The organism is Thermus albus, assembly GCF_022760855.1.
GTDB lineage: Bacteria > Deinococcota > Deinococci > Deinococcales > Thermaceae > Thermus > Thermus albus.
This window is the reverse complement of the sequence record NZ_JAKTNR010000001.1, coordinates 252,817-279,596: the sequence shown is the minus strand read 5'-3', so window position 1 is coordinate 279,596 and position 26,780 is coordinate 252,817. Positions and strand designations below refer to the sequence as shown.

General features: G+C 64.9%; 26 protein-coding genes, 1 tRNA gene and 1 riboswitch. Of the genes, 12 read left to right on the top strand and 15 right to left on the bottom strand.

Translation table 11 applies throughout. The features are described from left to right. Nucleotide 1: 1 nt before the first annotated feature. Genes serS through L0D18_RS01430 form a run of 5 tightly spaced genes read left to right on the top strand, consistent with a single transcriptional unit; the run spans nt 2 to nt 5,591 of the window. The gene (gene serS / locus L0D18_RS01450; protein WP_243026883.1) at nt 2–1,270 is read left to right on the top strand and encodes a serine--tRNA ligase; all 1,269 of its coding nucleotides are present in this window, start codon (nt 2–4) and stop codon (nt 1,268–1,270) included. Next, on the top strand, nt 1,261–2,370 hold the full coding sequence (gene menC, locus L0D18_RS01445) for an o-succinylbenzoate synthase (RefSeq protein ID WP_243026882.1): 1,110 nt from the start codon (nt 1,261–1,263) through the stop codon (nt 2,368–2,370). The genes serS and menC overlap by 10 nt, the downstream gene beginning before the upstream one ends. Beyond that, on the top strand, nt 2,343–3,125 hold the full coding sequence (locus L0D18_RS01440; protein ID WP_243026881.1) for a GNAT family N-acetyltransferase: 783 nt from the start codon (nt 2,343–2,345) through the stop codon (nt 3,123–3,125). Before menC ends, L0D18_RS01440 begins: the two co-directional genes overlap by 28 nt. After that, entirely contained in the window at nt 3,106–4,215 is a 1,110-nt protein-coding gene (locus L0D18_RS01435) for an amidohydrolase family protein (RefSeq protein ID WP_243026880.1), read from the top strand. Before L0D18_RS01440 ends, L0D18_RS01435 begins: the two co-directional genes overlap by 20 nt. Continuing rightward, entirely contained in the window at nt 4,215–5,591 is a 1,377-nt protein-coding gene (locus L0D18_RS01430) for a chloride channel protein (protein ID WP_243026879.1), read from the top strand. Before L0D18_RS01435 ends, L0D18_RS01430 begins: the two co-directional genes overlap by 1 nt. Here the strand turns inward: L0D18_RS01430 and L0D18_RS01425 are convergent. Next, nucleotides 5,479–6,132: a PIG-L deacetylase family protein gene (locus tag L0D18_RS01425; protein ID WP_243027038.1), complete on the bottom strand. Its 654-nt coding sequence runs from the start codon at nt 6,130–6,132 to the stop codon at nt 5,479–5,481. The genes L0D18_RS01430 and L0D18_RS01425 overlap by 113 nt on opposite strands. Nucleotides 6,133–6,200: 68 nt before the next feature. Between L0D18_RS01425 and aroH the strand changes: the two genes are divergently transcribed. Next, entirely contained in the window at nt 6,201–6,569 is a 369-nt protein-coding gene (gene aroH / locus L0D18_RS01420; protein WP_243026878.1) for a chorismate mutase, read from the top strand. 42 nt (nt 6,570–6,611) lie between these two features. Here aroH and L0D18_RS01415 read toward each other — a convergent pair whose 3' ends face one another. The 5 genes from L0D18_RS01415 to L0D18_RS01395 all read right to left on the bottom strand — a co-directional run bounded on the left by L0D18_RS01415 (nt 6,612) and on the right by L0D18_RS01395 (nt 10,841). After that, complete coding sequence (locus L0D18_RS01415) at nt 6,612–8,201, bottom strand: aldehyde dehydrogenase family protein (protein WP_243026877.1); 1,590 nt, start codon at nt 8,199–8,201, stop codon at nt 6,612–6,614. Between the two features lie 19 nt (nt 8,202–8,220). Continuing rightward, the gene (coaD, locus tag L0D18_RS01410) at nt 8,221–8,706 is read right to left on the bottom strand and encodes a pantetheine-phosphate adenylyltransferase (RefSeq protein ID WP_243026876.1); all 486 of its coding nucleotides are present in this window, start codon (nt 8,704–8,706) and stop codon (nt 8,221–8,223) included. After that, nucleotides 8,707–9,222, bottom strand: a complete 516-nt coding sequence (locus L0D18_RS01405) for an RsmD family RNA methyltransferase (RefSeq protein ID WP_243026875.1) — start codon at nt 9,220–9,222, stop codon at nt 8,707–8,709. A 10-nt stretch (nt 9,223–9,232) separates the two neighbouring features. After that, a complete protein-coding gene (locus L0D18_RS01400) occupies nt 9,233–10,723 on the bottom strand; it encodes a PhoU domain-containing protein (RefSeq protein ID WP_243026874.1) in 1,491 nt (496 codons plus the stop codon). 41 nt (nt 10,724–10,764) lie between these two features. Further along, nucleotides 10,765–10,841 (bottom strand) — tRNA-Pro (locus L0D18_RS01395). A gap of 114 nt (nt 10,842–10,955) precedes the next feature. Further along, nucleotides 10,956–11,092, top strand: a riboswitch (SAM riboswitch). 129 nt (nt 11,093–11,221) lie between these two features. Between L0D18_RS01395 and L0D18_RS01390 the strand changes: the two genes are divergently transcribed. After that, nucleotides 11,222–12,487 (top strand): O-acetylhomoserine aminocarboxypropyltransferase/cysteine synthase family protein, encoded by a 1,266-nt coding sequence (locus tag L0D18_RS01390; RefSeq protein WP_243026873.1) that lies wholly within the window; start codon nt 11,222–11,224, stop codon nt 12,485–12,487. Then, nucleotides 12,484–13,626, top strand: coding sequence for a homoserine O-acetyltransferase MetX (metX, locus tag L0D18_RS01385; RefSeq protein WP_243026872.1), 1,143 nt, complete (start codon nt 12,484–12,486; stop codon nt 13,624–13,626). Before L0D18_RS01390 ends, metX begins: the two co-directional genes overlap by 4 nt. A 2-nt stretch (nt 13,627–13,628) precedes the next feature. Here the strand turns inward: metX and mnmE are convergent, their stop codons facing one another. From mnmE to gap, 9 genes are all read right to left on the bottom strand, one after another. Continuing rightward, nucleotides 13,629–14,927 (bottom strand): tRNA uridine-5-carboxymethylaminomethyl(34) synthesis GTPase MnmE, encoded by a 1,299-nt coding sequence (mnmE, locus tag L0D18_RS01380; protein WP_243026871.1) that lies wholly within the window; start codon nt 14,925–14,927, stop codon nt 13,629–13,631. A 3-nt stretch (nt 14,928–14,930) separates the two neighbouring features. Continuing rightward, on the bottom strand, nt 14,931–16,205 hold the full coding sequence (gene hemL / locus L0D18_RS01375) for a glutamate-1-semialdehyde 2,1-aminomutase (protein ID WP_243026870.1): 1,275 nt from the start codon (nt 16,203–16,205) through the stop codon (nt 14,931–14,933). A gap of 21 nt (nt 16,206–16,226) precedes the next feature. After that, entirely contained in the window at nt 16,227–17,252 is a 1,026-nt protein-coding gene (locus L0D18_RS01370; protein ID WP_243026869.1) for an arsenic resistance protein, read from the bottom strand. A gap of 294 nt (nt 17,253–17,546) precedes the next feature. Then, nucleotides 17,547–18,542: an alpha-ketoacid dehydrogenase subunit beta gene (locus tag L0D18_RS01365; RefSeq protein WP_243026868.1), complete on the bottom strand. Its 996-nt coding sequence runs from the start codon at nt 18,540–18,542 to the stop codon at nt 17,547–17,549. Further along, entirely contained in the window at nt 18,536–19,576 is a 1,041-nt protein-coding gene (pdhA, locus tag L0D18_RS01360; protein WP_243026867.1) for a pyruvate dehydrogenase (acetyl-transferring) E1 component subunit alpha, read from the bottom strand. Before pdhA ends, L0D18_RS01365 begins: the two co-directional genes overlap by 7 nt. Beyond that, on the bottom strand, nt 19,573–20,688 hold the full coding sequence (locus tag L0D18_RS01355) for a pyridoxal phosphate-dependent aminotransferase (RefSeq protein WP_243026866.1): 1,116 nt from the start codon (nt 20,686–20,688) through the stop codon (nt 19,573–19,575). The genes pdhA and L0D18_RS01355 overlap by 4 nt, the downstream gene beginning before the upstream one ends. Before the next feature lie 32 nt (nt 20,689–20,720). Then, on the bottom strand, nt 20,721–21,473 hold the full coding sequence (gene tpiA / locus L0D18_RS01350; protein ID WP_243026865.1) for a triose-phosphate isomerase: 753 nt from the start codon (nt 21,471–21,473) through the stop codon (nt 20,721–20,723). 55 nt (nt 21,474–21,528) lie between these two features. Next, a complete protein-coding gene (locus L0D18_RS01345; protein ID WP_243026864.1) occupies nt 21,529–22,698 on the bottom strand; it encodes a phosphoglycerate kinase in 1,170 nt (389 codons plus the stop codon). Continuing rightward, on the bottom strand, nt 22,699–23,694 hold the full coding sequence (gene gap, locus L0D18_RS01340) for a type I glyceraldehyde-3-phosphate dehydrogenase (protein WP_243026863.1): 996 nt from the start codon (nt 23,692–23,694) through the stop codon (nt 22,699–22,701). Between the two features lie 185 nt (nt 23,695–23,879). Between gap and L0D18_RS01335 the strand changes: the two genes are divergently transcribed. From L0D18_RS01335 to L0D18_RS01320, 4 genes are read left to right on the top strand one after another with little or no spacing between them, the layout of a single operon-like run. Further along, on the top strand, nt 23,880–24,488 hold the full coding sequence (locus L0D18_RS01335; RefSeq protein ID WP_243026862.1) for a biotin transporter BioY: 609 nt from the start codon (nt 23,880–23,882) through the stop codon (nt 24,486–24,488). A 1-nt stretch (nt 24,489) separates the two neighbouring features. After that, nucleotides 24,490–25,200, top strand: a complete 711-nt coding sequence (locus L0D18_RS01330) for a carbon-nitrogen hydrolase family protein (RefSeq protein ID WP_243026861.1) — start codon at nt 24,490–24,492, stop codon at nt 25,198–25,200. A gap of 1 nt (nt 25,201) precedes the next feature. After that, entirely contained in the window at nt 25,202–25,636 is a 435-nt protein-coding gene (smpB, locus tag L0D18_RS01325) for an SsrA-binding protein SmpB (protein WP_243026860.1), read from the top strand. Continuing rightward, on the top strand, nt 25,633–26,778 hold the full coding sequence (locus tag L0D18_RS01320; RefSeq protein WP_243026859.1) for an N-acetylmuramoyl-L-alanine amidase family protein: 1,146 nt from the start codon (nt 25,633–25,635) through the stop codon (nt 26,776–26,778). The genes smpB and L0D18_RS01320 overlap by 4 nt, the downstream gene beginning before the upstream one ends. Nucleotides 26,779–26,780 lie beyond the last annotated feature (2 nt).

The following is a 26,780-nucleotide window of genomic DNA, read 5'->3' as shown; positions in this document are numbered from 1 at the left end:
CATGGTGGACCTAAGGCATCTGCGCCGCAACCCTGAGGTCTATCGGGAAGCCATCCGCCTCAAAGGGGTAGCCCTGGACCTGGATGCGCTTTTGGCCTTAGACGCTGAGGTCCAGGGCCTAAAGGCCCGGCTCCAGGACCTCCAGACCGAGCGCAACCGCATCGCCAAGGAGGTGCCCAAAGCCGCCCCTGAGGCCAGACCCGCCCTCATCGCCCAGGGCAAGGCCCTGGCGGAAGAGGCCAAGGGGGTGGAGGAGGCCTTGCGGGAAAAGGAGGCAAGGCTTTGGGAGCTTCTCCTGCAAGTACCCCTACCCCCTTGGCCGGGGGCCCCCGTGGGGCCTGACGACTCCGCCAACGTGGAGATCCTGCGGGTGGGGAACCCTCCGGACTTCTCCTTCCCTCCCCTGGACCACGTGAGCCTGCTGGAGAAAAACGGTTGGTGGGAACCTCGGATCAGCCAGGTTTCGGGAAGCCGGACCTACGCCTTGAGGGGGGACCTAGCCCTGTATGAGCTGGCCCTGATCCGCTTTGCCATGGACTTTATGGTGCGAAAGGGCTATACCCCCTTGACCCTACCCTCCTACGCCAGGGAAAAGGCCTTTATCGGCACCGGCCACTTCCCGGCCGCCCGGGACCAGGTCTGGCCCATTGCCGGCACGGACCTTTACCTTACGGGTACCGCGGAGGTGGTTCTAAACGCCCTCCACAGCGGGGAGATCCTGAGGCTCGAGGAGCTTCCCAAGCGCTACGCCGGCTACGCCCCCGCCTTCCGCTCGGAGGCGGGAAGCTTTGGCAAAGACGTGCGGGGCCTCATGCGGGTGCACCAGTTCCACAAGGTGGAACAGTACGTGCTGACCGAGGCGACCCTCGAGGCCTCAGATCAAGCCTTCCAGGAACTCTTACAAAACGCCGAGGAGATCCTGGGGCTTCTAGAACTTCCCTACCGCCTCCTGGAGGTTTCCACTGGGGACATGGGCCCAGGGAAGTGGCGGCAGGTGGATTTGGAGGTCTGGGTGCCTTCCGAGGGCCGCTACCGGGAAACCCACTCCTGCTCAGCCCTCTTGGACTGGCAGGCCCGGCGGGCGGACCTCCGCTACCGGGATGGGGAGGGCAAGGTGCGTTACGCCTACACCCTCAACAACACCGCCCTGGCCACCCCGCGGATTCTGGTGATGCTTTTGGAAAACCACCAGCTTGAAGACGGCCGGGTGCGGGTGCCCAAGGCCCTGGTCCCCTACCTGGGCAAGGAGGTGCTGGAGCCATGCGAATAGAGGCGGCGGAGCTGCGGGTTTTGGAGCTACCCCTGAAGTTCCGGTTTGAAACCAGCTTCGGGGTCCAGACCCAAAGGACCATCCTCCTCTTGCGGCTTTTCGGGGAGGGCCTCGAGGGCCTGGGAGAGGGGGTGATGGAGAGGCTTCCCCTCTACCGGGAGGAGACCGTGGCCAGCGCCCGCTACCTCCTGGAGGAGGTCTTCCTCCCCCAGGTTCTAGGAAAGGAGTTCCCTAATCCTGAGGCCTTAAACGGGGCTCTCGCTCCTTTTCGGGGGAACCCCATGGCCAAGGCGGTCCTGGAGATGGCCTTCTTTGACCTCTTTGCTAAGGGTCTGGGCAAACCCCTTTGGCAGGTTTTGGGCGGGGTGCGCCAGGTGGTGGAGGTGGGGGTTTCCCTGGGCATCCAGCCCACGGTGGCCGATACCCTCAAACTGGTGGAAAAGCACCTTTCCCAAGGGTATCGGCGCATCAAGCTCAAGGTGAAACCGGGCTGGGACTACGAGGTGCTGAAGGCGGTGCGCCAGGCCTTTCCCGAGGCCACCCTTACCGCCGACGCCAATAGCGCCTATACCCTCGCGGACCTCCACCGGCTTCGGCGATTGGACGAGCTTGGGCTGGACTACCTGGAGCAACCCCTGGGCTACGACGACCTCCTGGACCACGCCCGGCTCCAGCGGGAGCTTACCACCCCCATCTGCCTGGACGAAAGCCTCACCTCCCCGGAGAAGGCCAGGAAGGCCTTGGAGCTCGGCGCCGGGCGGGTTTTCAACATCAAGCCCGCCCGGCTTGGGGGCCATGGGAATAGCCTGAAGGTCCACGCCCTGGCGGTAAGCGCCGGGATCCCCCTCTGGATGGGGGGGATGCTGGAGGCGGGGGTAGGCCGGGCCCACAACCTGCACCTTTCCACCCTTCCCGGCTTCACCAAGCCCGGGGACGTGAGCTCGGCTAGCCGCTACTTTGAGGAGGACATCGTGGAGGAGGCCCTCGAGGCGGAGGAGGGCCTCATGCCCGTGCCCGAGGGTCCAGGTATCGGCGTGCACTTGAAGCTTCCCCTGGTGGAGCGGATCACCCTATGGCAGAGGTACATGTCCGCGAGCTGAGAGGATCCGAGGAGATGGAGGCCGTGGTGGAGCTCCAGCGGGAGGTCTGGGGCCGGGCGGAGAGCGACCTGGTGCCCAGGGGCCTCCTCATCGCCGTCCAGGACGAAGGGGGCTTGGTGGCGGGGGCTTTCTGGGAAGGCAAGATGGTGGGCTTCGTCTTCGGCTTTCCCACCCAAGACCCCACCCTCCAGCACTCCCACATGCTGGGTGTCCTGGAGGCCTACCGGGGCACGGGGGCAGCCCTCCTGCTAAAGCGCTTCCAGCGGGACTGGTGCCTGGCCCGGGGGATTAGGAAGGTGGTCTGGACCTTTGACCCCTTGAGGGGGGTGAACGCCAACTTCAACCTGAGGAAGCTCGGGGCCACCGCCAGGACCTACCTCCCCGACCACTACGGCCCCATGACGGGCATCAACGCCGGAGCCCCTTCGGATCGGCTCCTGGCGGAGTGGGAACTCCTTTCAGAAAGGGTCTATACCCGCATCTACTACCCTCCTCCCGAACCCCAAGCGGAGGGCCTACCCTTGGCCAACCGGGTGGTGGAGGAAAGGCCCCTGGAAGGGTTTCTGGACCTCGAGGCCCCCCGCCTCCTTTTCCAGATCCCCGAGGACTGGGGGAGGATTCTTAGGGAAGACCCTGACTTGGCCCTCGCCTGGCGGGAGCATAGCCGCTTGGTCCTCGGCCACTACTTTGCCAAGGGTTACCAGGCCGTGGACTTCCTACGGCATCCCAACCGCTATGTTCTGGCTAAAGACTGAGCTTTGGACCGCGGACGTGGTCTACACCGGCTTTGGCACCCCCATGCTCAAGGGGGCCATCGCGGTACAAGGGGGCATGGTGGTGGGCCAGGGAAGCCTGGAGGAGCTAAAGGCCCGCTTTCCCCAAGCGGAGGTGGTCCACAAGGGAAAGGCCCTCTTCCCACCCCCCGTGAACGCCCACACCCACCTGGATCTCTCCTTGCATCCCCTTTATCAAGGGCCCTTCTCCGGCTTCATTCCCCATGTGGTGGCCCACCGGGAAAAGCGGGGACTAGAAGCGGCGCAAAGGGGCTTGGAGGAACTTTTACGCCTTGGGGTGGGGGCTTTTGCCGACATCGTCTTCCGGGATGAGGTGATGGACTTCCTCCTGCAAGAAAGCCCCCTGCCCGGGGTGGCCTTCTATGAGGTCTTCGCCCCGGATCCCCAGGATGCGGAGGAGGTATTCCAGAGGGTGAGGGCCAAGGTGGAAGCCTGGCGCAAAAGGGAAGGGCGGGTCAGGATAGGCCTTTCCCCCCATGCCCCTTACTCGGTGAGCGCCCCCCTGTTGCAGAAGCTTTACCGGTACGCCCGCGCCCACGACCTTCCCCTCATGATCCATGCGGGGGAAAGCCAGGAAGAGGTAGCCTTCCTGAGGACGGGGGAAGGCCCCCTGGCCGGGGTGTACCGACGCTTTAGCCGAACCCCCTGGAAGGCCCCGGGCCTCACCCCCGTGCGCTATCTCCAGACCCTTGGTGTCCTGGGGCCCCATACCGTTTTGGTGCACGGGGTACACGTGGATGAGGAAGAGGTGCGGATGGTGGCGGATTCGGGCAGCAAGGTGGTCCTATGCCCCCGGTCCAACCGGAACCTCGAGGTGGGAGAAGCCCCCTTGGGGCTTTACGCCCGCCACGGGGTGGAGCTGGCCCTGGGCACGGACTCCCGGGCCAGCAGCCCTGACCTGGACGTGAAAAAAGAGGCGCTATTCCTCTGGGGGAAGGCGGAACCCCGGCTCATAATCCGAGCCCTAACCCGGGGAGGCTACCGGGCCCTAGGCCTTCCCACCCCCCGCCTGGCCCGAGGAACCCCTCTGAGTCTGGTACACTCCCTCTGATGCGCCCCTTGGGCCGCGGCCCCCAGCTCAACCTCCCCTCCCTTCGGGACGAAGAGGTCCGGCACACCGGCCCCTTAATCCTGTATAGCGCCTTCGCCGGGGCCTTGGCCGGGCTCCTGCTAGCCCTTCTTAACGCCCTACTTCGCGCTCTAACCGAAGCGCTTGGGCTTTTCTTCGGATACCTCGCCCCGGAGCCCCCAGGGGAAGGTGGCCTAGCCCAGGCCTTCACCGGACCCTCCCTTTGGCCTCTGGCCTTCCTCCTACCCCTCCTCTTTGCTGTCACCAGCCTCTTGGGCACCGGGCAAGGCCTTGCCGCCTTCCTGCGCCAGGCCCGGGAAGACCGGCCAAGCCCCCCGGGGGCCCACCTGCGGGCGGTGTTGGGTGGGGTGCTCCAGCTTTCCCTCTATTCCCCCATGGGGCGGGAAGGGCCCTTTGGAGTGCTGGGGCTTTGGCTGGGCCGGGGCCTGGACCGGCGCTTTCCCCGTCTGGGTGGGGGTCTCGCCTTTGCCGGCCTTGCCGCTGGGCTTGGGGCCAGTCTTCACGCTCCCGTAGCTGGGGCCCTTTTGGCCACGGAGATCCTCTACCGGAGCCTCCTCCTCGAGGCCCGGGCCCTAACCCCAGCCCTCATCGGGGCCCTTTCGGCCTTCGCCGTGTACGGGGCCTTCTTTGGCTACACTCCCCTTTTGCCCCTTAGCGCCCCCATGGATCTAGGGGCCTTGCCCGCTGGGGCGCTGGTGGGCCTGGCAGCCGCCATGCTGGCCACCCTCTGGATGGAAGGCGCCCGCCTCCTGCAAAGGCACCTCTCCCCTTTGGCCTTTCCCTGGCGGCACGGCCTCTTGGGCCTGGCCTTGGCCTTGGCCCTCCTTTTCCTCCCCGAGGCCCTGGGTACGGGCCTAGGCTTTGTGGCCGTGGCCACCACCCCCCTCATCCCACCCAAGGCCCTTTTTTACCTTATCCTGGCCAAGCTGGCCCTGCTCCTTTTGGCCAGCGGGGTCCGGGCCTACGGCGCCCCCTATACCCCCGCCTTGGTCTTAGGCGGGCTTATGGGGAGCTTCCTGGCCCACCTCCCAGGCCCCCTGGGCCTACCCCCCGAAGCCCTGGCCCTGGCGGGAGGCGTGGCCGTGCTGGCGGGGGTGGCCCGGGCTCCCTTTGCCGCCACCGTGTTGGCGGCGGAGTGGGGCGGGTACGCCACCTTGCCCCTGGTCCTACCCGCGGTGGTGTTGGCCTACGTCCTCACCCCTCCCTACGACCCCGAGGAGGGACTTAGGGAAGGGCCGGCCACGCCGGAGGAGAGTCCGTCTGAAACGCCTCCGCAAAGGGAACCCCCGCCTCCCGGCCCCGAAGCCGCCGCTGGGCCCGAAAGTCCTCGAGGCTAAAGGGCCAGCCGTAGAACGCCTGGTAGAAGCCAAACACCGCCTCCGCCACTTCCTGGGTGGCGGAGACATCCACGTACACATAAGGCCGGGAAACCTCCCGCCTAGGGTAGTGGTACAGGCGAACCGGCTTCCGGTGCGCTTCCCCCACCAGTTTGGGGATGCGGCAAAGCTTCAGGGCAGAAAGCACCGCCTGGTGGGTGGCCCGGTGGTCGGGGTGCACGTCCCAAGGGTCCCAGGTGATGACGGCATCCGGCCCAAACTCGGCCATGACCCGGGCTAGGGCCAAGGCCTCTTCCCGGCTCCCCGTGAGAAAGGTGTCGCGAAAGGGGAGAAAACGGTACTCGGCCCCGATCAGCTGGGCCACATGGGCCCCGTGCCCTTCCCGTATCTCCGCCACCCTTGCCTCCTCCATGGCCCCGAACTGGCTGGCCAACTCCCCCCTCGTCATCCAAACCAACAACACCCGGTCCCCACGCCGGGCGTGAAGGGCTAAGGTGCCCGCAGCCCCGATCTCATCGTCGGGATGGGCAAACACCGCCATCAGGTTCACGGGCCTAAGTTTACCCGCCTTGTACCGCTGGCCAAAACCCCTTAGCATGGAGCCCAACAATGGTCCGGGGCATCAGGGGCGCCATCACCGTGGAGAAAGACACGCCGGAGGCCATCCATCAGGCCACGCGGGAGCTTCTCCTCAAAATGCTGGAGGCAAACGGCATCCAAAGCCACGAGGAGCTGGCGGCCATCATCTTCACGGTGACGGAGGACCTGCACTCCGCCTTTCCCGCCGAGGCCGCCCGCCAGATCGGCATGCACCGGGTCCCCCTTCTCTCCGCCCGGGAGGTGCCGGTGCCGGGAAGCCTGCCCCGGGTGATCCGGGTCCTAGCCCTATGGAACACCGATACACCCCAGGACCAGGTGCGCCACGTCTATCTGCGGGAGGCCGTGCGCCTCAGGCCCGACCTGGAGAGCGCCCAGTAGCCATAGGGGATCCCAAGGCCCCGGGGAAGGCACTCACGGCCTTCAAAAGCCCAAGATTTCTCCCCAGGGCGTGGGAGGCTTGGGGCTCACGTAGCCGGTATCCATCTGGGCTAGCTGGAGCTTGCCCGAGTACTCCTCGTTCACCGCATGCCAGTAGGTGTACTCCTCAATGACCCAGATCCCCGACTCCCGGGCCCCGTTACCGCTCTGCTTCACCCCGCCGAAGGGCAGGTGGGCCTCTGCGCCCACGGTGGTGTTGTTGATGCTGGTCATACCAGCCCGTATCCCCACCTTGAAGCGGTAGGCCCAGTGGCGGTGGTTGGTGTAGATGGCGCTGGAAAGCCCATAGGGGGTGGCGTTAGCCACCTCTATGGCCTCCTCGATGCCGTCCACCTTGACCAGGTTGATGGTGGGGCCGAAGATCTCCTCGGAAAACTGGCGCATGCCGGGCCTAGCCTCCCACACCGTGGGCCAGCCGTAGAGGCCCGCCTCGGGGTCCCCCAGGAAGCGGGGGTAGGGGTTTTCCCTGGTGATCCGCCCCTTACCTAAGAGCAAAGTAGCCCCGTCCTCCTGCCCCCAGGCGTAGTGCTCCACCCAGCGTTGGTACAGGCGCTCGTTGATAAAAGGACCGTAGGTGACCTCGTGGAGAAGGGGGTTCCCTACCACCGTGGCCTCTGTCCTTTCTAGGAAGCGCCTTTTGAACTCCTCATAGATGGGGGCGTCCACCAGGATGTTCCCCGCGGAGGTGCACCGCTGCCCCCCGGTGGCGAAGGCGCTCCACCAAGCCCCTTCCACCGCCAAATCCAAATCGGCATCCCGCATCACCACCAAGGGGTTTTTCCCTCCTAGCTCCAGGGTGGGACGGACTAGGTTCCGCCCCGCCACCTCCCCAATCCAGCGGCCCACCTTGGTGCTCCCGGTAAAGGCGAACTTGTTAAGGAGACCCTCGTCCATGAGCTCCACCAACCATTGGCCCGTGGAGTCCTTCCCGCCCCCAAACACCACGTTGATGACCCCTGGGGGCAGGCCCGCCTCCTCAAAGAGCTTCACAAAGATGTAGGACAGGGTGGGAGAATCGTCGGAAGGCTTCCACACCACCGTGTTCCCAGTTAACACCGCGGGAATCAGCTTCCAGCTGGGCACGGCGATGGGGAAGTTGCCGGCGGTGATCATACCCACTACCCCCAGGGGCCTGCGGAAGGTGAAGAGCTCCTTATCCCGCATCTCGCTGGGTACGGTCTGGCCGTAAAGCCTCCGGCCCTCGGAGGCGAAGAAGATGGCGGTGTCGATGGCCTCCTGCACATCGCCCCCCGCCTCCTTAAAAGTCTTCCCCACCTCCCGCACCATCAGCCGGGTCAGGGTGGGCTTCTCCCTTTCTAGAATCTTGGCCAGATTGAAAAGCACCTGTCCGCGCACAGGAGCCGGGGTTTGGCTCCACTCCCTAAAGGCCTCCCGCGCCTTCACGGCCGCCCTCCTTAGGGTTTCCTTGGTGCCCTCGGGGAACCGGGCCACCAGGTCCTGGAGGTCCGAGGGGTTTCGCCTCTCCAGGACCTCCCCTTCGAAAACCTCCTCCCCGCCGATGAGATGCCCGAACTCCAGGGCGTTTCCGTACTTGCTGGAAAAAGCCTTCATGGCAACCTCCAAGGGGATTTTACCCCTGGCCGAACTTGGCCTTGAGGGCCCTAAGGGTGGCCGGAGGCACCAGCTTGGACACATCCCCCCCGTAGCGGGCGATCTCCTTAACCATGGTGCTGGAAACAAAGGAGTAGCGGGTGGCCGCCAGGATGAAAAGGGTCTCCAAGCCCGGGAGGAGTTGGCGGTTCAAATGGGCCATCTGGAGTTCATACTCGTAGTCGGAAACCGCCCTCAAGCCCTTGACGATGGCCTGGGCCCCCACCCGCTTCACGAAGTCCACCAGCAGGCCGGAAAAGGTGTGGGCCTCCACGTTCGGCAGGTGGGCGGTGGCTTCCCGCACGATGCTGAGCCGCTCCTCGGCGGTGAAGAGGTACTGGCCCCGCTTGTTGGGGTTTTCCAACACCGCCACCGTGACCCTATCAAAGAGGCGGCTTGCCCGCTGGATCACGTCCAGATGACCATTGGTTAGGGGGTCAAAGCTTCCAGGATAGACCACATGCATCTAAGCCTCCACCAGGGTAAGGGCATTCTCCCCGTACACCCGCCGCTCCCCGAAGGGAAGGTGCAGGTCCTTAGGGTGCTGCAGGATATAAAGCCCTCCCTTCTCCACCAGGCCGCTTTCCAGGAGGGCCTGGAAGGCCTGGACGAGATCCAGGGGGTAGGGAGGGGCCATGAAGGCCACGGTGTAGCGTTCGCCCCGGGCTTTGGCCTGGGGAAGGAAAACCTCCACCGGCAGGGGCACGATGCGGGCCTTAAGCCCCGTGCGGCGAAGGTTCTCCTTAAGGAGGGCCACGGCTTCCCTGTCCTTCTCCACCAAGGTGGCCTCAAACCCCTCGCTGGCCGCCTCGAGGCCCACCGCCCCACTTCCCGCATAGAGGTCCAGGAAACGGCCCCGCTTGGGGTAGCGCAGGCGCAGGTAGTCAAAGAGGGCCTTCCTGAGCCTCACTGGGGAAGGCCTTGCCGAGGCGGGCACCTTCAGGGGAACCCCCTTGGCCTTGCCGCCTAAAATCCTCACCACACCCTTAAGCTTAAAGCTCCAGGACCAAGCGGCAAAGCCTCTCCACCCCAGCCAGGACCTCCTCCAAGGTGATCAGGATATCCAGATGGGCCAAGGTGGTGGCCCGGCTCTCAGGCCTGCCGCTCTCCAAGCGGGAAAGATGGGCCCTCCGTAAGCGGTCCACAAACGCCGCCACCTCGTCCTCCTCGGCCAAAGCCCCCTGGGCCAAGGCCTTGTCCCCGGTAGCCAGGGCCGCTGCCATGCGTTCCAGGCGATTCAAGACCAATCGCCCCGCTTCCAAGAGGTCTTCCTTCCCTTCAGGGCTGAAGGTCAAACCCTGGGCCCAAAGCTTCTCCGCTTGCCGTACCACCCGGCGCACCAGATCCCCAAGGTGCTCCAGCTCGCTGGCCGCCACGAAGAAGCGAACCGCCCGCTCGTCCCGGGTGCGGGTGGAAAGCTCGGCCGTGTAGAGGACCACCTCCCGGGTAAGCCGGTCCACCTTCTCCTCCAGGGCCTCGAGCTCCGCCTCGCCGCCCTCTTCCTGGGCCAGGATGCGCACCGCCTTGGCCAACATGTCCCGCACGGCATCCGCCACCCGGCCCAGCTCCCGCTGCACTAAGGCGTAGGCCAAGCTGGGGGTTTCCAGGGCCTCGAGGGACAAATACTTGGGGCTCACGGTACGGACAGGGAAAAGGCGTTCCCCTAAACCCTCGTACCGAGCCAAAAGCGGCAAAAAGGTCAGGGTATAGACCAGATGCCCCAGGATGTGCACCCCTACCACCCCCAAGGGGGCAAGATGGTCTACGAAAAGCAAAAGGGGCAAGGAGAAGGCCAAGCGGTGCCCTAGGAGCACCGCCAAAAGCTTCCAGGCCTCCCGCCTTCCCGAAAGGGCAGGCCAGATAAGGGCCCCGGAGACCCCTACCCCCGCCCCCAAGGTCAGGGCCAGGCTACCAGAAACCCCCAAAAGGGGTACAAGGGCCAAGGCCAAGGCGGCCGCCCCGTTGGCGCTACCCAGGAGGAACCCCAGGAAAAACCCAACCCCATATCCTGCCCAAGGAGGAAGCCCTCCCAAGGCGAAAAGGGAAGCCAGGTGCCACGCCCCCTGGGACATCTCGGTAAACCCCAGGAAGAGCAGGCCCATCCCTAGAAGGAAAACTCCCAACCTCCGCCCCCTAGGCCAGATATAAAAGGGAATCCCCAAGACTAGGAAAAAGGAGGCCAGCTCCCCTTTGCCCAGGGCCACCACCCCCACCCAGAGGCTGGCCCCCCAGGTGGCGGCCAGGGAGAGCAAGGCCGCCTGCCCCAAGGCGAAGACCCCGCCCTCCAGCAAACCCAAGGCCAGGAGGGAAAACCCTGTGCCGCTTCCGGAAAGAAGCCCTAGAAGTCCACCAGAAAGGACGATCCCACCTGGGCTTCCTAAGGCCCTTGCCAGGAGGTGGCGCCTCCCTTTCAGACCAGCAAGCCCTTCCCCCACCAGGTAAAGCCCCAGGAGCAAAAGGGCCAGGCCCGGCAAAAAGCCCATGGGGAGCAGTATACGAAAAGCCGGCCCTAGGGCCGGCCTTCTGGTCGGGGAGACTGGATTTGAACCAGCGACCCCCTCGTCCCGAACGAGGTGCGCTACCGGGCTGCGCTACTCCCCGTAGCGCCCATCAGTATAGGGTAGGAAGGCTAAAAGGTCAAAGGGTTGACGGAAAAGAACCCTCCTCCTACACTAACCCTTAACCGCGCCGGGGCGCGGCGAAAACCAGCCCGTTCTCTTATCCAGAGCGGTGGAGGGTACGGCCCTGTGAAACCGCGGCAACCTCCCATCCCTTCCGTTCCATGGCCGGATGCGGGTGGGGCTGGTGCCAAGGCCGGCCCGGGTGGGGGAAACGCCCGGGGACGATAAGAGAGGGGGGTAAGCGCCACGCCCAACCCCTTCTAGGCGAGAGAACGGTGCCCTTGCACTTCCCGCCAGAAGGGGCCTTCTTATTGGCCCCTTCCAAGCGCCCCCGGCAGGTTCTTGGAAAGGAGGCCAAGGATGCGCTTTGAGACCCTGCAGCTGCATGCCGGTTACGAGCCCGAGCCCACCACGTTGAGCCGCCAGGTGCCCATCTACCCCACCACCAGCTACCTCTTCCAAAGCCCCGAGCATGCCGCCAACCTCTTTGCCCTTAAGGAGTTCGGAAACATCTACTCCCGCATCATGAATCCCACGGTGGAGGTGCTGGAAAGGCGTCTAGCGGCCCTCGAGGGGGGTAAGGCAGCCCTGGCCACCTCTTCGGGGCACGCGGCCCAGTTCCTAGCCCTCACCACCCTGGCCCAGGCGGGGGACAACCTCGTGGCTACCCCGAACCTCTACGGCGGAACCTTTAACCAGTTCAAGGTAACCCTGAAACGGCTTGGGATTGAGGTGCGCTTCACCTCCCGCGAGGAGCGCCCCGAGGAGTTTTTGGCCCTCACCGACGAAAGGACCCGGGCCTGGTGGGTGGAGTCCATCGGTAATCCGGCCCTCAACATCCCCGACCTCGAGGCCCTGGCCCAAGCCGCCCGGGAGGTGGGGGTGGCCCTTCTGGTGGACAACACCTTTGGCATGGGGGGGTATTTGCTAAGACCCCTGGAATGGGGGGCGGCGGTGGTGACCCATTCCCTCACCAAGTGGGTAGGGGGGCACGGGGCGGTGATCGCCGGGGCCATGGTGGACGGGGGAAACTTCCCCTGGGATAACGGCCGCTACCCCCTCCTCACCGAGCCCCAGCCGGGGTACCACGGGCTTAAGTTGACGGAAGCCTTCGGCCATCTGGCCTTCATCGTCAAGGCCCGGGTGGACGGCCTCCGCGACCAGGGCCAGGCCCTGGGCCCCTTTGAGGCCTGGGTGGTCCTACTCGGCATGGAAACCCTTTCCCTGCGGGCGGAGCGCCACGTGGAGAACACCCTGCACCTGGCCCATTGGCTGGCGGAACAGCCCCAGGTGGCCTGGGTAAACTACCCCGGGCTCCCCCATCATCCCCACCACGCCCGCGCCCAAAAGTACTTCCGGGGTAGGCCTGGGGCCGTCCTCACCTTCGGCCTTAAGGGAGGGTACGAGGCCGCCAAGCGCTTCATCGGGCGTCTTAAGCTCATCTCCCACCTGGCCAATGTGGGGGACACCCGCACCCTGGCCATCCACCCCGCCTCCACCACCCACTCCCAGCTCTCCCCCGAGGAGCAGGCCCTGGCCGGGGTTGCCCCGGAGATGGTGCGCCTAAGCGTGGGCCTCGAGCACGTGGAGGACCTGAAGGCGGAGCTCCAGGAGGCCTTGGCATGAGCGAGATCGCCTTGGAGACCTGGGGGGAGCACGAGGCCCTCATCCTCAAGCCCCCCCGCTCTCCCCTTTCCATCCCCCCCCCAAGGCCCCGCACCGCCGTCCTCTTCCCCAGGCGGGAGGGGTTCTACACGGAGCAGGGCGGCTTCCTGCCCGAGGTGCGCCTGCGGTTTGAGACCTATGGTCGGCTTTCCCGGCTCCGGGATAACGCGGTGCTGGTCTTTCATGCCCTCACGGGAAGCGCCCACTTGGCGGGCACCTACGACGAGGCCACGTTTGAGAGCCTTTCGCCACTGGAAAAGGCCTTCGGTCGGCATGGCTGGTGGGATGCCCTGGTGGGCCCCGGGCGGATCCTGGACCCCGCCCTTTACTACGTGATCTCCGCCAACCACTTGGGAAGCTGCTATGGCTCCACCGGGCCCCTCTCCCTGGACCTGCGCACGGGAAGGCCCTACGGAAAGGAGTTTCCACCCCTCACCATCCGGGACCTGGCCCGGGCCCAGGCCAGGCTTCTGGACCACCTGGGGGTGGAAAAGGCCACCGTGATTGGGGGAAGCCTGGGGGGGATGGTGGCCTTGGAGTTCGCCCTGATGTACCCCGAAAGGGTGAAGAAGCTGGTGGTCCTGGCCGCCCCCGCCAGGCACGGGCCCTGGGCCCGGGCCTTCAACCACCTAAGCCGCCAGGCCATCCTGCAAGACCCCGACTACCAAAAGGGCCACCCTGCCCCTAAGGGCATGGCCCTGGCCCGGGGCATCGCCATGATGAGCTACCGCGCACCCCGGGGCTTTGAAGCCCGCTGGGGCCAGGAGCCGGAAAAGGGGGAGACCTACCTGGACTACCAGGGGGAAAAGTTCCTAAAACGCTTCCATGCGGAAAGCTACCTGGTCCTCTCCCGGGCCATGGACACCCACGATGTAGGCCGGGGAAGGGGTGGGGTGGAGGAGGCCCTGAAGCGGTTGAAGAACCTACCCTCCCTTTTTGTGGGCATAGACACCGACCTCCTCTACCCGGCGGAAGAGGTGCGGCAAGTGGCCCGGCTAAGCGGGGGTCGGTACCGGGAGATCCGTAGCCCCCATGGCCACGACGCCTTCCTGATTGAGACCGACCAGGTGGAGGCCATTCTGGACTCCTTCCTGCCCTAGCCCTACTTCCCTACGCAAAAGTTCTGGAAGATGCGGGCCACCACCTCCGGGGAAACCTCCCTCCTGCCCCTTAGGGAGGCCAGGGTGCGCACGGCTTCCTCCAGAGCCAGCCCCATCAGGTCCTCGGGGAGGTCCAAGGCCTCTAGAAGCCTCTCCCGGGCCCGGTGGAGGGCCTGAAGCTGTCGCTCGGTGAGGAGGTACTCCCCCCCTTCCCTGCCCAAAAGGGCCTCCCGGATGGCCTCCTTAAGCCGGTCCAGGCCCTGGCCGGTGAGGCTGGAAACGGGAAGAAACTCCGGGTCTTCCCATACGGGGGGAAGGTCGGCCTTGGTGGCCACCTTCAAGCTCCTGGGGGGCAAGGGAGGAAGGGGAGGCTTGGGAGCCGAGCGGTCGGCCACGTAAAGCACCAGGTCGGCTTCCTCGGCGATCCTTAAGGCCCGTTCCACCCCCGCCCTTTCCAGGGGGTCTTGCGTGTCCCTTATCCCCGCGGTGTCCACCGCCACCAGGGGAATGCCGAAAAGCTCCAAAGGGGCTTCCAGATAGTCCCGGGTGGTGCCGGGGATAGGGGAAACCAAGGCCCTTTCGTAGCCCAAAAGGGCGTTCAGAAGGGAGCTCTTACCGGCATTGGGCGCCCCGATTAGGGCCAGGCGGGCTCCCTTCTGGGCCAGCCGGGAGGCCCGGCCCTGGGCCAGGAGGGCCTGCACCTCCTCCAGCACCTCCCCAATCACCCGCTTGGCCTCCAGGGGCTCCACCCCCTCCTCGGGGTAGTCCAGTAGGGCCTGGATATGGGCAAGCAGGGAAAGGAGCCTGTCCTCCAGGCCGGCAATCTTTTGCGAAAAACTCCCTTCTAGGCTCCTTAAGGCCTGGCGGCGGGCCAGCTCCCCTTCCGCCTCCACCAGGGCCAAGACCGCTTCCGCCTGGGCCAGGTCCAGCTTGCCGTTCATGTAGGCCCGGAAGGTGAACTCCCCGGGAGCCGCCAGGCGGGCTCCCGCCTTCACCAGGGCCTCCAGGACCCTCCTCAAGACCGCTGGCGAGCCATGGGTGTGGAACTCACAGGCGTCTTCCCCCGTATAGGATTTGGGCGCGCGAAAGACCAGGAGGAGGGCTTGGTCCAAGACCTCCCCCGTGTCGGGATCCACCACCTCCCCCAGGGTGAACCGGCCTCCTTTGAGGCTCCTCGGGTCCCTCCCCCGCCACACCCGGCTGGCCACCCCCAAGGCCCCTTCCCCGGAAAGCCGCACCACCCCAATGGCCCCCTTTCCCATGGGGGTGGCGATGGCGCAGATGGGCTCCTTAAGGGTCATGGGCTAGAGGGCTTTGTCCAAGGCTTCCAAGGTAAGGGCCACATCCTCCTCCCCATGCGCCACCGAAAGGAAGGCCGCCTCAAAGTTGGAGGGCGGCCAGTACACGCCCCGGTCCAGGAGGCCATGGAAGAAGCCCTTGAAAAGCTCCGTGTCCGTGCGCTTGGCATCTCGGAAGGCGACCACCGGCCCTTCGGTGAAGAAGACGGTCAACATAGAACCCATGCGGTTTACCGTGTGGGGAATACCCTTTTGGGAAAGAACCTCCCTAAGCCCCGCCTCCAGCTTCGCCCCCAGACCCTCCAGGTAGGGGTAGTAACCGGGATTTCTCTCCAGGATCTCCAAGGTGGCCAGGCCCGCGGCCATGGCCAAAGGGTTTCCCGAAAGGGTCCCCGCCTGGTACACGGGCCCCAAGGGGGCCACCTTCTCCATGATCTCCCGCCTTCCCCCATAAGCAGCGGCGGGAAGACCTCCCCCGAGAATCTTCCCCAGGGTGATGAGATCGGGTTTGAGTCCAAACCGCTCCGTGGCCCCACCGAAGGCCAGGCGGAAACCCGTCATCACCTCGTCGGCGATGAGGAGGACCCCGTAAGCCTTGGCCTCGTGGAGGGCCTCGAGGAAGGCTTCCGTGGGGATCAGGACCCCGGCGTTGCCCACCACGGGCTCGAAGATGATGGCGGCGATCTCCTCTCCCCGCTTCCTAAGCACATCCCTAAGGCCTTCAGGGTCGTTGTACTCCAAGACCAAGGTAAGCCGGGCGTATTCCTCCGGCACCCCGGCGCTGCTGGGAACCCCCAAAGTGAGGGCTCCGCTTCCCGCCTCCACCAAGAGGCCGTCCGCATGCCCGTGGTAGTTGCCCCGGAACTTGACGATGTAGGGCCTTCCCGTATACCCCCGGGCCAGGCGCAAGGCGCTCATGGTGGCCTCGGTCCCGGAGTTCACGAAGCGCACCAGCTCCACCTGGGGAAAGGCCCGTTTCACCGCCTTGGCCAGCTCCACCTCCAAGGGGTGGGGGGCGCCAAAGGTGAGGCCCTGTTCCGCCACCTCCTTAACCCTTTGGACCACCAGAGGATGGCCGTGGCCCAGGATCAAGGGTCCCCAGCTCAGCACGTAGTCCAGATACCGGTTCCCATCGGCATCCCACACGTAGGCCCCCTCCCCCCGCACGAGGAAAGGAGGCGTACCCCCCACCGCCTTGAACGCCCTAACGGGACTGGAAACCCCGCCGGGGATATGCCCTTGGGCCTCGGAAAAAAGCCTTTCGGAGATAGGCCTCTCCATGCCTTACACTCTACGCCAGCTTTAAGCTGAAGAGCAGCCGGAAGACGAGGCTTGGCAGCACAGGGGGTAGCTCTGCATAAGCCGTCTTCCCACTTCCACCAAAAGAAGCATAAAAGGAACCTCAATCAAGGGTCCTACCGCCGTGGACACCGCCACCAAAGGAGAGGCAGCGAAGGCAGAAAGGGCTAGGGCAATGGACAGCTCAAAATTCCGTCCCGTGACGTTAAAGGCCACTGCCAAAGATTTGTCCAGGGGAAGCCCTAGGAGCAAGCAAGCGAAGGACGCACTCAAGGCGAAGAGAAGACCGAAGAAGAGCACCAACGGCAGGAGCATGTGACCGATGAGCCAGGGAGCCTCGAGGATAGCCTCACCTTTGAGAGCAAACATGGCCACCAAGGTGGCCAAGAGGGCTGTAAGCTGGACTTTCCCCAAGCGTGGTGCCAGCCGCTCCCAAAACCAACCCTCCCCTTTCCACCCAAAGGCCAGCCGCTGTGTCACATAAGCCATCAAAAGAGGAAGGCCCAGATAGAGGAACGCGCTCCCGAAAACGGCTCCTAGGGGAAGGGAAGCTTTTGCCCCTAAAAGCGCATATAGCCAAAGGGGAACAGTGGCGATCTGCAGGATGCTATTCCACACCATCAGGCCCACGGCCAGGGGGCGGTGGGCACCCGCCAGATCCGCCCACACCAAGACCATTCCAATACAAGGCGCGATGCCCAGGAGGACAAGCCCGGCAAAAAGCTCCGGATACTGGCGCAGGAAAAGCCAACCGAAAGCGAAGAGCAAAAGGGGGTTAATCAGGTAGTTGAAAAGGATAGCCACGAGAAGGGGGCGGGTCTCCAGGGCCGAGCGGCCGAGGGCCCGAAAGGGCACCTTAGCCGCTGTAGGGTAGATCATGAGGAAGAGCCCCCAGGGAATAAAGGGTTCCAGGACCCGCCCCACTTGGGGGACCCATTTCCCCATTGCCAAGCCCAAGGCTATGGCCAGGAGGACCAAGCCGGGGAAAGCCCGGTCCAAGGGAGTAAGCCCCGTTTTCACCCGCTCCATCGGGGCTTAGCCTACTACAAGCCCAAGCCCTAAGCAAGTGGATGGCGTTTGCGATCTCCCCTCCCAAGATGTTTGCCCTTCGGGCAAAGCAGGGGCACCTTTGCTCCTTCAGCTGCCGGGCTTAGGAGCTGGGGTCAAGGGTTCAAGGTACGGGCGGGGCCCCTGACCTAGGAGGGCCCACTCGGCATCGGACAGGTCGCTGGGGTAAGGGTTACGTGTAGAGTTCACCTTCAAGTATAGCGGACTTTTACAACAGTCTCGTAGAAGGCGATGCGGAGCTTTTACGACATTCTCTCAGTATGTCAAAACCCGCCGCAAGGCCGCCAGCACCCGGCGAGCATTGGGGCGGTAGTGGTGTTCAATGGCGCCAAAGGGAGGGTAAGGTGCGTCGTACCCCGCCACGCGGACCACCGGGGCCTTTAAGTACTCTATGGCCCCCTCGGCGATGCGGGCGGCGATCTCGGCGCCAAAGCCCCCCGTGCGCATGGCCTCATAGACCACCACCGCCCGCCCCGTCTCGCGTACCGCCTCGAGGAGGGTCTCCTCATCCAGGGGAACCAGGGTTTCCAGGTCCACCACCATGACCTCCACCCCTTCCTTAGCCGCCACTGAGGCCGCCTCCTGCATCACCTCCACCATGCCCCCGTAGCCGATCAGGGTGGCGTGCCTCCCTTCCCGCACCACCCGGGCCTTCCCCAAGGGCAGGGTGTAGTAGCCCTCGGGCACCTCCGCCCGCACCCCCCGGTAGAGCTTGATGGCCTCCAGGAAAAAGACGGGGTCCTCGTCCTCAATGGCCGAAAGTAAAAGCCCCTTGGCCCTTTCAGGGCTCGAGGGAATCACCACCTTAACCCCAGGGGTATGGGCCAAAAGGGCCTCGGGAGAGTCCGCATGCTGCTCAGGGGTGTGCACCCCTCCCCCATAAGGGGCCCGCACCACCACGGGCAAACCCACTCGGCCCCGGGACCGGTGCCGCCAGCGGCCCAGGTGGGAAAGGATCTGGTCCAAAGCCGGGTAGAGGAAGCCGGCAAACTGGATCTCCGCCACCGGGCGCAATCCCCCCATGGCAAGTCCGATGGCCAGTCCCAGAATGCCGCTTTCCGCCAAGGGGGTATCAAATACCCGTTTCTCCCCGTATTTGGCCTGGAGGCCTTCCGTGACCCGGAACACTCCCCCAAGCTGGCCCACATCCTCCCCGAAGACCAAAACCCGCTCATCCCGGGCCAAGGCCAGGTCCAGGGCCTCGTTGATGGCCTGAACCAGGTTCAGCACCCTGGCCTTTTCCGCTACCATAGTTCCTCCACGTGTTTCCCCTGCCTTAAGGCCTCCCAAGCCCGCCTCTGGTCGGGGCCCATCTCCTTGTAGACGTGCTCCACGATCATCTCGGGAGTAGGCTCAGGGGCTTGGTCCGCCAAGGCCACTTCCCGGGCGAACTCCTCCTCGAGCTCCCCCAAGAGGGCCTCCTCCGCCTCTACCCCCCATAGTCCCTGTTCCTCGAGGGCCTTCCGGAGGCGGAGGATGGGGTCCTTGGCCCGCCAGGCCTCCTCCTCCTCCCGGCTGCGGTAGCGGCTGGGGTCATCGGAGGTGGTGTGGGGAGCCAGGCGGTAGGTGAGGGCCTCCAGGAGGGTGGGCCCCTCCCCCTTCCGCGCCCTCTCCACGGCCTTCTTAGCCTCCACATAGACCGCCAAGACATCGTTTCCGTCCACCACCACCCCAGGAATCCCGTACCCCTCCGCCCGCCGGGCGATGTAGTCCACCCGCATCTGCCTCTGCCGGGGCACGCTGATGGCGTAGCCGTTGTTCTGCACCAGGAAGACCACGGGGGCGTCAAAGACGGCAGCAAAGTTAAGCCCCTCGTGGAAATCCCCTTCGCTGGTCCCCCCGTCCCCTATAGAGGTGCCCACCACCCAGCCCTCCCCCCGGTACCGCCCCGCCAAGGCCAGGCCCACCGCCTGGGGGATCTGGGTGGCGATGGGGATGTAGGGGTTCACCGCCCGCACCCCTTGGGGAAACCGCCAGCCTGCGGGATGGGCCCGCCAGTAAAGGATTAACACGTGGATGGGAAGGCCCCGGGCCAGAAGCATGGCGGACTCCCGATAACTGGGAACCACCCAGTCCCCCGGGTCCAAGGCCAAGGCCACCCCTACCTGCGCCGCCTCCTGTCCCATGAAGGGGGCATAGACCCCAAGCCGCCCCTGGCGCTGAAGGAGAAGGGCCTTCTCGTCAAAAAACCGGGCCCGGCGCATGGCCCGGTAAAGGGCCAAGGCTTCCCCCTCGCCTATGGGAAACTCCCCCTTATCCAGGTATCGGATTACCTTGGGCTTCACGCCGGGGAGTTTACCACAGGAGCTAAGCGCTCCAGAGCTAGGGCGATCTCATTCTCGCCCTTGCAAAAGGCGAAGCGAAAAAGCCATGGGGGTGGATCCTCACGGTAGAAGGCGCTGGCGGGGATCAAAGCTACCCTGGCCACTTGCAAAAGCTGGAAAGCATCCCAACCTGGAAGCTCGGCCATAAGGAAGTAGGTGCCCTCAGGCTCAAGGGCCTTTAGGCCTAAGGACCTAAGCCCATAAAGGAGCAGATCCCGCCTCTTCCGGTAGCTCTCCCGCAAGGCCTCGTAGAACCCCTCCTTTCGGGCCACCCTCAAGGCCTCCGCCACCCCTGCCTGCAAGGGGCTTGGTGCCGAGAAGCTGGTCCACTGCCGCATCCCTGCCAGGGTGGGCATGAACTCCTGGGGCCCAACGATCCAGCCCACCCGGTAGCCGGTGGCCTCGAGGCGCTTCCCTGCACTGCCCACGGTGAAGGTGCGCTCGGGGGCCAGGTCCCGTAACCGGGGTGGCCTTTCCCCGAAGTAAAGCTCGTCGTAGACCTCGTCGGAAACCAGAAAGAGCTGGTGCCTCCGGGCCAGTTCCGCCACCGCCTTAAGCGCTTCCCGGAAGACCAGGCCCGTGGGGTTCATGGGGGTATTGAGAAGGAGCAGCCGGGTACGGGGGGTGATGGCCGCCTCCAGGGCCCCTAGGTCCAGCCGGAATCCCCCCTCCTCCAGGGGCAGGCGCACCAGCCTGGCCTCGGCCCCGGCCAGGAAAGCATCGGGGAGGTAGACATCAAAAAAGGGCTCCAGCACCACCACCTCATCCCCCGGACCCACCAGGCTTTGGAGGAGCACATATAGGGCCTCCGTGGCCCCCGAGGTGACCACCACCGACTCGGGTTCCACCGCAAACTCCTCCGCCAAGGCCTCCCTAAGCTGGGGAAGGCCCGCAGGAGGGGCGTATTGGTCAAAGCGGCCCAGGGCCCTTTGCACCGCTTCCCGCAGGAAGGCGGGCGGAGGGCTCGAGGGAAAGCCTTGGCCCAGGTTCACCGCCTGGAGTCTGGCCGCGAGCTGGCTCATCTTGGGGAAGATGCTTTCCCGGGCCGCCTGGGTGCGGGGGTGGAGCCGCATAGGTATAAGGGTAGCCCAAAGCCCTTTGAGGCTCAACCGGCGATCCTGAGAAGGCTCAGGAAGCTTTCCAGCTCCAGGCTGGCCCCGCCCACCAGCCCCCCGTCCACGTTGGGCATGGAAAGGAGGTCGGCGAAGTTGTTGGGGTTGACGCTGCCCCCATACAGGATGCGGACCCGATCCGCAAACGCCCTTCCGTAGAGCTCAGCCAGGGCTTGGCGGATGGCCTGGTGCATGGCCTCGGCATCCTCGGGGGTGGCGTTCCGCCCGGTGCCGATGGCCCAAACCGGCTCGTAGGCGATGACCAGGGCCTCGGGACCCGGGGGGTTGACCCCCTCGAGGCTCCCCCTCAGCTGGGCCAGGGTATAGGGCACCGCCTCCCCCCTCTCCCTTACCTCCAAGGGTTCCCCCACGCAGAGGATGGGGATAATCCCCTCTTCCAAAAGCCTTTTGGCCTTCTCCGCCACCAGAGAGTCGCTTTCACTATGGTAGCGCCGCCTTTCCGAATGCCCCACGACGGTATAGCGGCACCCCAGGTCGGAAAGCATCCGGGCAGAAACCTCCCCCGTGTAGGCCCCTTCCCGGTGCGGGGAGACATCCTGGGCCCCATAGGCCACCTGGCTTCCGGAAAACACCTCCTTGGCCAAAGGCAGCATGGGAAAGGCCGGCAACACCGCCGCCTCGGACTGTAAGGAGGGCAAAAGCCTCTTGAGCTCGGCAAACCACACCCGGGCCTCCGAAGGCACCTTGTGCATCTTCCAGTTTCCTGCCACCAAGACCCTACGCATGCCGCCATCCTATAGGAAAACCCCGCCCAAAGGGGCGGGGCGGAAACCAACTACCTTACTCTAGGACCTCAATCCCGGGGAGGGTACCCTTTTCCAGGTACTCCAGGCTTGCCCCGCCCCCGGTGGAGACGTGGCTAAAACGTTCCTTAAGGCCCAAGCGGTTCACCGCCGCCACCGAGTCCCCGCCCCCCACCACGGTGAAGGCGCCCTCCAGGGCGGCCAGGGCCCTCCCCACCGCCAAGGTGCCCTGGTCAAAGGGCGGGACCTCAAAAACCCCCATGGGCCCATTCCAAAACACCGTCCTGGCCCCCTTTAGGGCTTCGGCAAAGGCCTCTTGCGTCTTGGGCCCGATGTCTAAGCCCATGTAGGGTACAGGGATAGCGTCGGCGGGAAAGGTGCGGGTTTCCACCCCCGCCTCAATCCGCTCCGCCGCCACCACATCCACGGGGAGGTGCACCTTCACCCCCAAGGATTCCGCCCGCCTTAGGAGGTCTTTGGCCAGCTCGAGGCGGTCCTCCTCCACCAAACTCTTCCCCACCTCACCCCCCATGGCCTTGATGAAGGTGAAGGCCATGGCCCCACCGATGAAGAGGCGGTCTATGCGGGGCAGGAGGTTCTCAATAACCCCGATCTTGTCGGAAACCTTGGCCCCCCCGATCACCACCGCGTAGGGCTTTTCCGGATCCTTAAGGAGGCGGGAGAGGGCCTTCACCTCCTTCTCCATGAGGAAGCCCGCAAAGGAAGGGAGAAGCCTGGCCACCCCCACCACGCTGGCGTGGGCCCGGTGGGCGCTCCCGAAGGCATCCAGGACAAAAGCCTCCCCCAGCCGGGCATAACGGGCGGCAAGCTCGGGGTCGTTCTTCTCCTCCCCCGGTTCAAAGCGCACGTTTTCCAAAAGGGCCACCTCACCCGGGGCCAGGGCCTGCACCGCCTGATGCGCCTGGTCGGAACCGGGGCTGTGGGGCACGAAACGGACGCCGGTTAGATACCGGCCCAAGGCCTCCGCCACCGGGGCCAGGGAGTACTTAGGGTCCACCCCCTTGGGCCGACCCAGGTGGGAAAGAAGCACCAGGGAGGCCCCTTGTTCCAGAAGGTGGCGCAGGGTGGGAAGGCTTTCTTGGATGCGGGTATCGTCCTGCACCGCCCCATCCTTGATGGGGACGTTGTAGTCCACCCGCACCAGGATGCGCTTGCCCCGGGCATCCAGATCCTTAAGGGTGCGCATCTAGACCCCCTTCTTCAGCACCAGCTCCACCAGGTCCGCCACCCGGTTAGAGTAACCCCACTCGTTGTCGTACCAGGCGAAGACCTTCACCAGGTTGCCCAGGGCCTTGGTGAGCTTGGCGTCCACGATGGAGGAGTGAGGGTCCATGACGATGTCCTGAAGGACAATCTCGTCCTCGGTGTAGGCCAAAATGCCCTTCAAGGGCCCCTCAGCCGCCGCCTTGAGGGCGGCGTTCACCTCCTCCGCGGTCACCTCCCGCTTGAGAAGGGCGGTGATGTCGGAGATGCTCCCCGTGGCCGTGGGCACCCTGAGGGCGCTCCCGTCAAACCGGCCCTTCAAGGAAGGAAGCACCAAAGCGGTGGCCTTGGCGGCCCCGGTGGTGGTGGGGATGATGTTGATGGCCGCCGCCCGCGCCCGACGCAGGTCCTTATGGGGTAGGTCCAGAACCCGCTGGTCGTTGGTGTAGGAGTGCACGGTGGTCATGAGGGCCTTCTCCACGCCGAAGGCCTCTTCCAGCACCTTCATCACCGGGGCCAGGGAGTTGGTGGTGCAGGAGGCATTGGAAATGATGTGGTGCCTGGCGGGATCGTACTGCTCGTGATTCACCCCCATGACGATGGTGATGTCCTCGCCCTTGGCCGGGGCGGTGATGATCACCTTCTTGGCTCCCGCCTCGAGGTGGGCCTTGGCCTTGTCGGCATCGGTGAACACCCCCGTGGACTCAATGACCACGTCCACACCCAGGCTTCCCCAAGGAAGCTCCTTGGGATCCTTTATGGCCGTGGCCCGGATGGGCTTGCCGTTCACGTAAATGTTCTCGTCGTCGTACCCCACCTCCCCAGGGAAGCGGTGGTAAATGGAATCGTACTTCAGCAGATGGGCTAGGGTCTTGTTGTCGGTCAGGTCGTTGATGAGGGCCACCTCCACGCCCCGCCCATGAAGAATACGGAACACCTGGCGGCCGATTCTGCCGAATCCGTTGATGCCTACCTTCATAGCTTACCTCCTAGCGTGGCTCTTGCCCCCTTGCTGTGCCGGCGGGGTAAAGAGCTATGGCTTTAGTATAGCGGCTCTTCCATAAGTGATTGCCGGCACTTGGCTTAAGCGAACCCCCAGCCTTGACCCGTCAACCCAAAAACCATAGCATGGTTGACGGCCACCCTGGTGGCCCGGAGGTAGCTATGTGGAAAACCGAGGTTCTTCCCTATACCCCCTTGGTAAAAATCCTTTGGCCAAATCGTAGCCTGGCTCGAGACCTCACCCTAATCCTGGCGGGTAGCCTCCTCGTGGCCCTGGCCGCCAGGATCAGCATCCCTTTGCCCTTCACCCCCGTGCCCATCACCGGCCAGACCTTGGCGATTCTTCTGGTGGGCGCGGCCCTGGGTAGCCGCCTGGGATTCCTGGCCCTTCTCGCCTATTTGGCGGAGGGCGCCATGGGGCTACCCGTCTTCGCGGGGGGCACGGGCGGCCTGGCCAGGATTCTGGGCCCCACCGGAGGGTTCCTGTTGGCCTTCCCCTTGGCAGCGGGGCTCGTGGGTCTTTTGGTAGAGCGGTTTGGCCTAGACCGCAGCTTCCTGGGTACCCTACTGGCCATGCTGGCGGGCAACGCCCTCCTCTACCTGGTGGGGCTTCCCTGGCTTGCCGCCTGGCTCATGGGGGCAGGAAAGTTCGCCGGAACGGGCGCACTTCTGGCCATGGGGCTTTTCCCCTTCATCCCCGGGGACCTGGTGAAGGCGGTCCTGGCTGCCCTCCTTTTGCCCTCCGCCTGGAAACTCCTGGGAAAGCGCTAGCGTGCGGGTAGCCCTAGCCCACCTGGGCAAAAAGCCCAGCGTTTCCGAGTTGCTCAAGGCCCTCCTACCCCTAATAGAAAGGGCGCAAGGGGAGGGGGCCTTGGCCCTCCTCCTTCCCGAGCTGATCCTAGGGAAGCAAGGGGAAGACACCCTTCCCCAGGCCCTTAAGGCCCTGGCTGAGGAAAACCGGATACCGGTGCTCGCAGGCTTCCTGGCCCCTGGCCCCAGGAACCGGCTTGGCATCTTCCCCCAGGGTCCCTTTTACGATAAGGTGCATCCCTACCTGGCGTCGGACGAAGAGGGGGATGAGGGGATTGCGCCCGGGGAAGGCCCCGTGATCTGGGAGTTTCGCGGCAAACGGTTCGGGCTTGCCCTTTGCTACGATCTGGACTTTCCCGAGCTGTTTCGCAGTTATGCCCTGATGGGCGCCGAGGGCTTTCTGGTGGGCTCGGCCTGGCCCGGGGAGTACCAAGAGCTTCTCTCGGTCCTGGCCCGGGCCCGGGCTGCGGAGAACCAGGCCTATCTGCTCCTGGCCAACCGTGCGGACACGGGAAGCCCCTCCCTGGCGGTGGCCCCTGATGGGCGCCTCCTGGGCCTAAGGCATGAGGAGGGGGTTTTGCTGGTGGACCTAGACTTTGCCTTCCTGGAGGAGTACCGCGCCCGCTACCCCATCCTCCGCCACCGGCGGCCGGAAGCCTACCGCCTTTGGTAAGATGGCCTTCGTGCTGGAGAACCGCCGGGCGCGGCACGACTACGAGATCCTGGAAACCTACGAGGCGGGGATCGTCCTCAAGGGAACCGAGGTCAAGTCCCTGCGCGCCGGTAAGGTGGATTTTACCGGGAGCTTCGCCAAGTTTGAAAACGGTGAGCTTTACCTGGAAAACCTCTACATCGCCCCCTACGAAAAGGGATCCTACACCAACGTGGACCCCAGGAGAAAGCGGAAGCTCCTTCTTCACCGCCACGAGCTCAACCGGTTAAGGGGCAAGGTGGAGCAAAAGGGTCTCACCCTGGTACCCCTAAAGATTTACTTCAACGAACGGGGCTACGCCAAGGTGCTCCTGGGTTTGGCCCGGGGGAAAAAGGCCTATCAAAGGAAGGAAGACGACAAAAAGCGGGCCGTGCGCCGCGCCCTGGAGGAGCTATGAGGTTCCTGGCGCTGGCCTTATTCCTCCTTCTCGCCCTGGCCCAGGCGCCAAGGCCCCTCCTGGTGGGGGGGGAGGTGGGCCAGGCCTTGTATCCCGGGGGGCGGGGCTTGGCCTACGGGGAAGTGGGCCTTATAGCCCGGGGCCTGGGGCTTGCCCTGTGGCAAGGGGAAGGCCAGGTGGCCCTGGGCCTGGGAAGCCGCTACAAGGCCTTCCCCCTGGTGGCCAACGAGGCCCAGGCGGCCGCCCGGGGGGCGGCCTGGAAACGGGGGCAGGAGGTCCTTGTCCCTTTACGGCCCTTAAGCGAGGCCTTGGGCCTGGAATACCGGGCCCAGGAAGGTATCCTGCTCCGGCTTCCCTGGGCTAAGCTTCTTTCGGTGGAACGCGGGCCAGCCCGCCTTTTGGTGCGCTTCTCCCGGGAGGTGAACGCCCTGGTGGAGGGCAACAGCGTCCTCTTCCTCCTGGCCCAGGGAGAGGGGGCGGGCCTGAGCCAGGAGGCCCAGGGCCTGCGCCTGGCCCTGGAAAGCCCGCCCGCCCGGCTCTACTACCCCGGCGGGGGCCAGGTGGTCCTGGAGTGGGGTTCCCTGGTTAGACCCAGGCCCACGGTGCTCCTGGACCCGGGACACGGGGGGCAGGACCCAGGTATCTCGGCGGGGGGCTTCTGGGAAAAGGACCTCACCCTGGATCTGGCCAAGAGGGTAGCCTCCCGCCTGGCCAACGCCAGACTCACCCGGCAAACCGACCAGTACGTGCCCCTCGAGGCCCGCTTGGCCCAGGCGCAAACCGCCTCGGTGATGGTTTCCCTGCACGTGACCCAGGGCAGCGCCGTGAACCTCTACCTCCCCAAGGCCCGCACCTCTCCCCTTGCCCGGAACGCCGAGGCCCTCCTGGCCACGGCCCCAGCGGAGCAAGCCGCCTTGTTGAAGGTCTATGCCGGTGACCCGCGGCGCCTGGCCGTGGCCTTGGAAAAGGCCTTTTCTGCCCTGGGCCTCGTGCTGGCCCGGGCCGAGGGTCCCTACGCCCTCACGGATATCCCGGGGGCAGGGGTACTCCTGGAGGTGGGGGTGGAGCGGCTCAAGACCCCTGAGGCCCGCAACCAGGTGGCGGAGGCCATCGCCCAGGCCATCCGCACCTACTTGGAGTAACC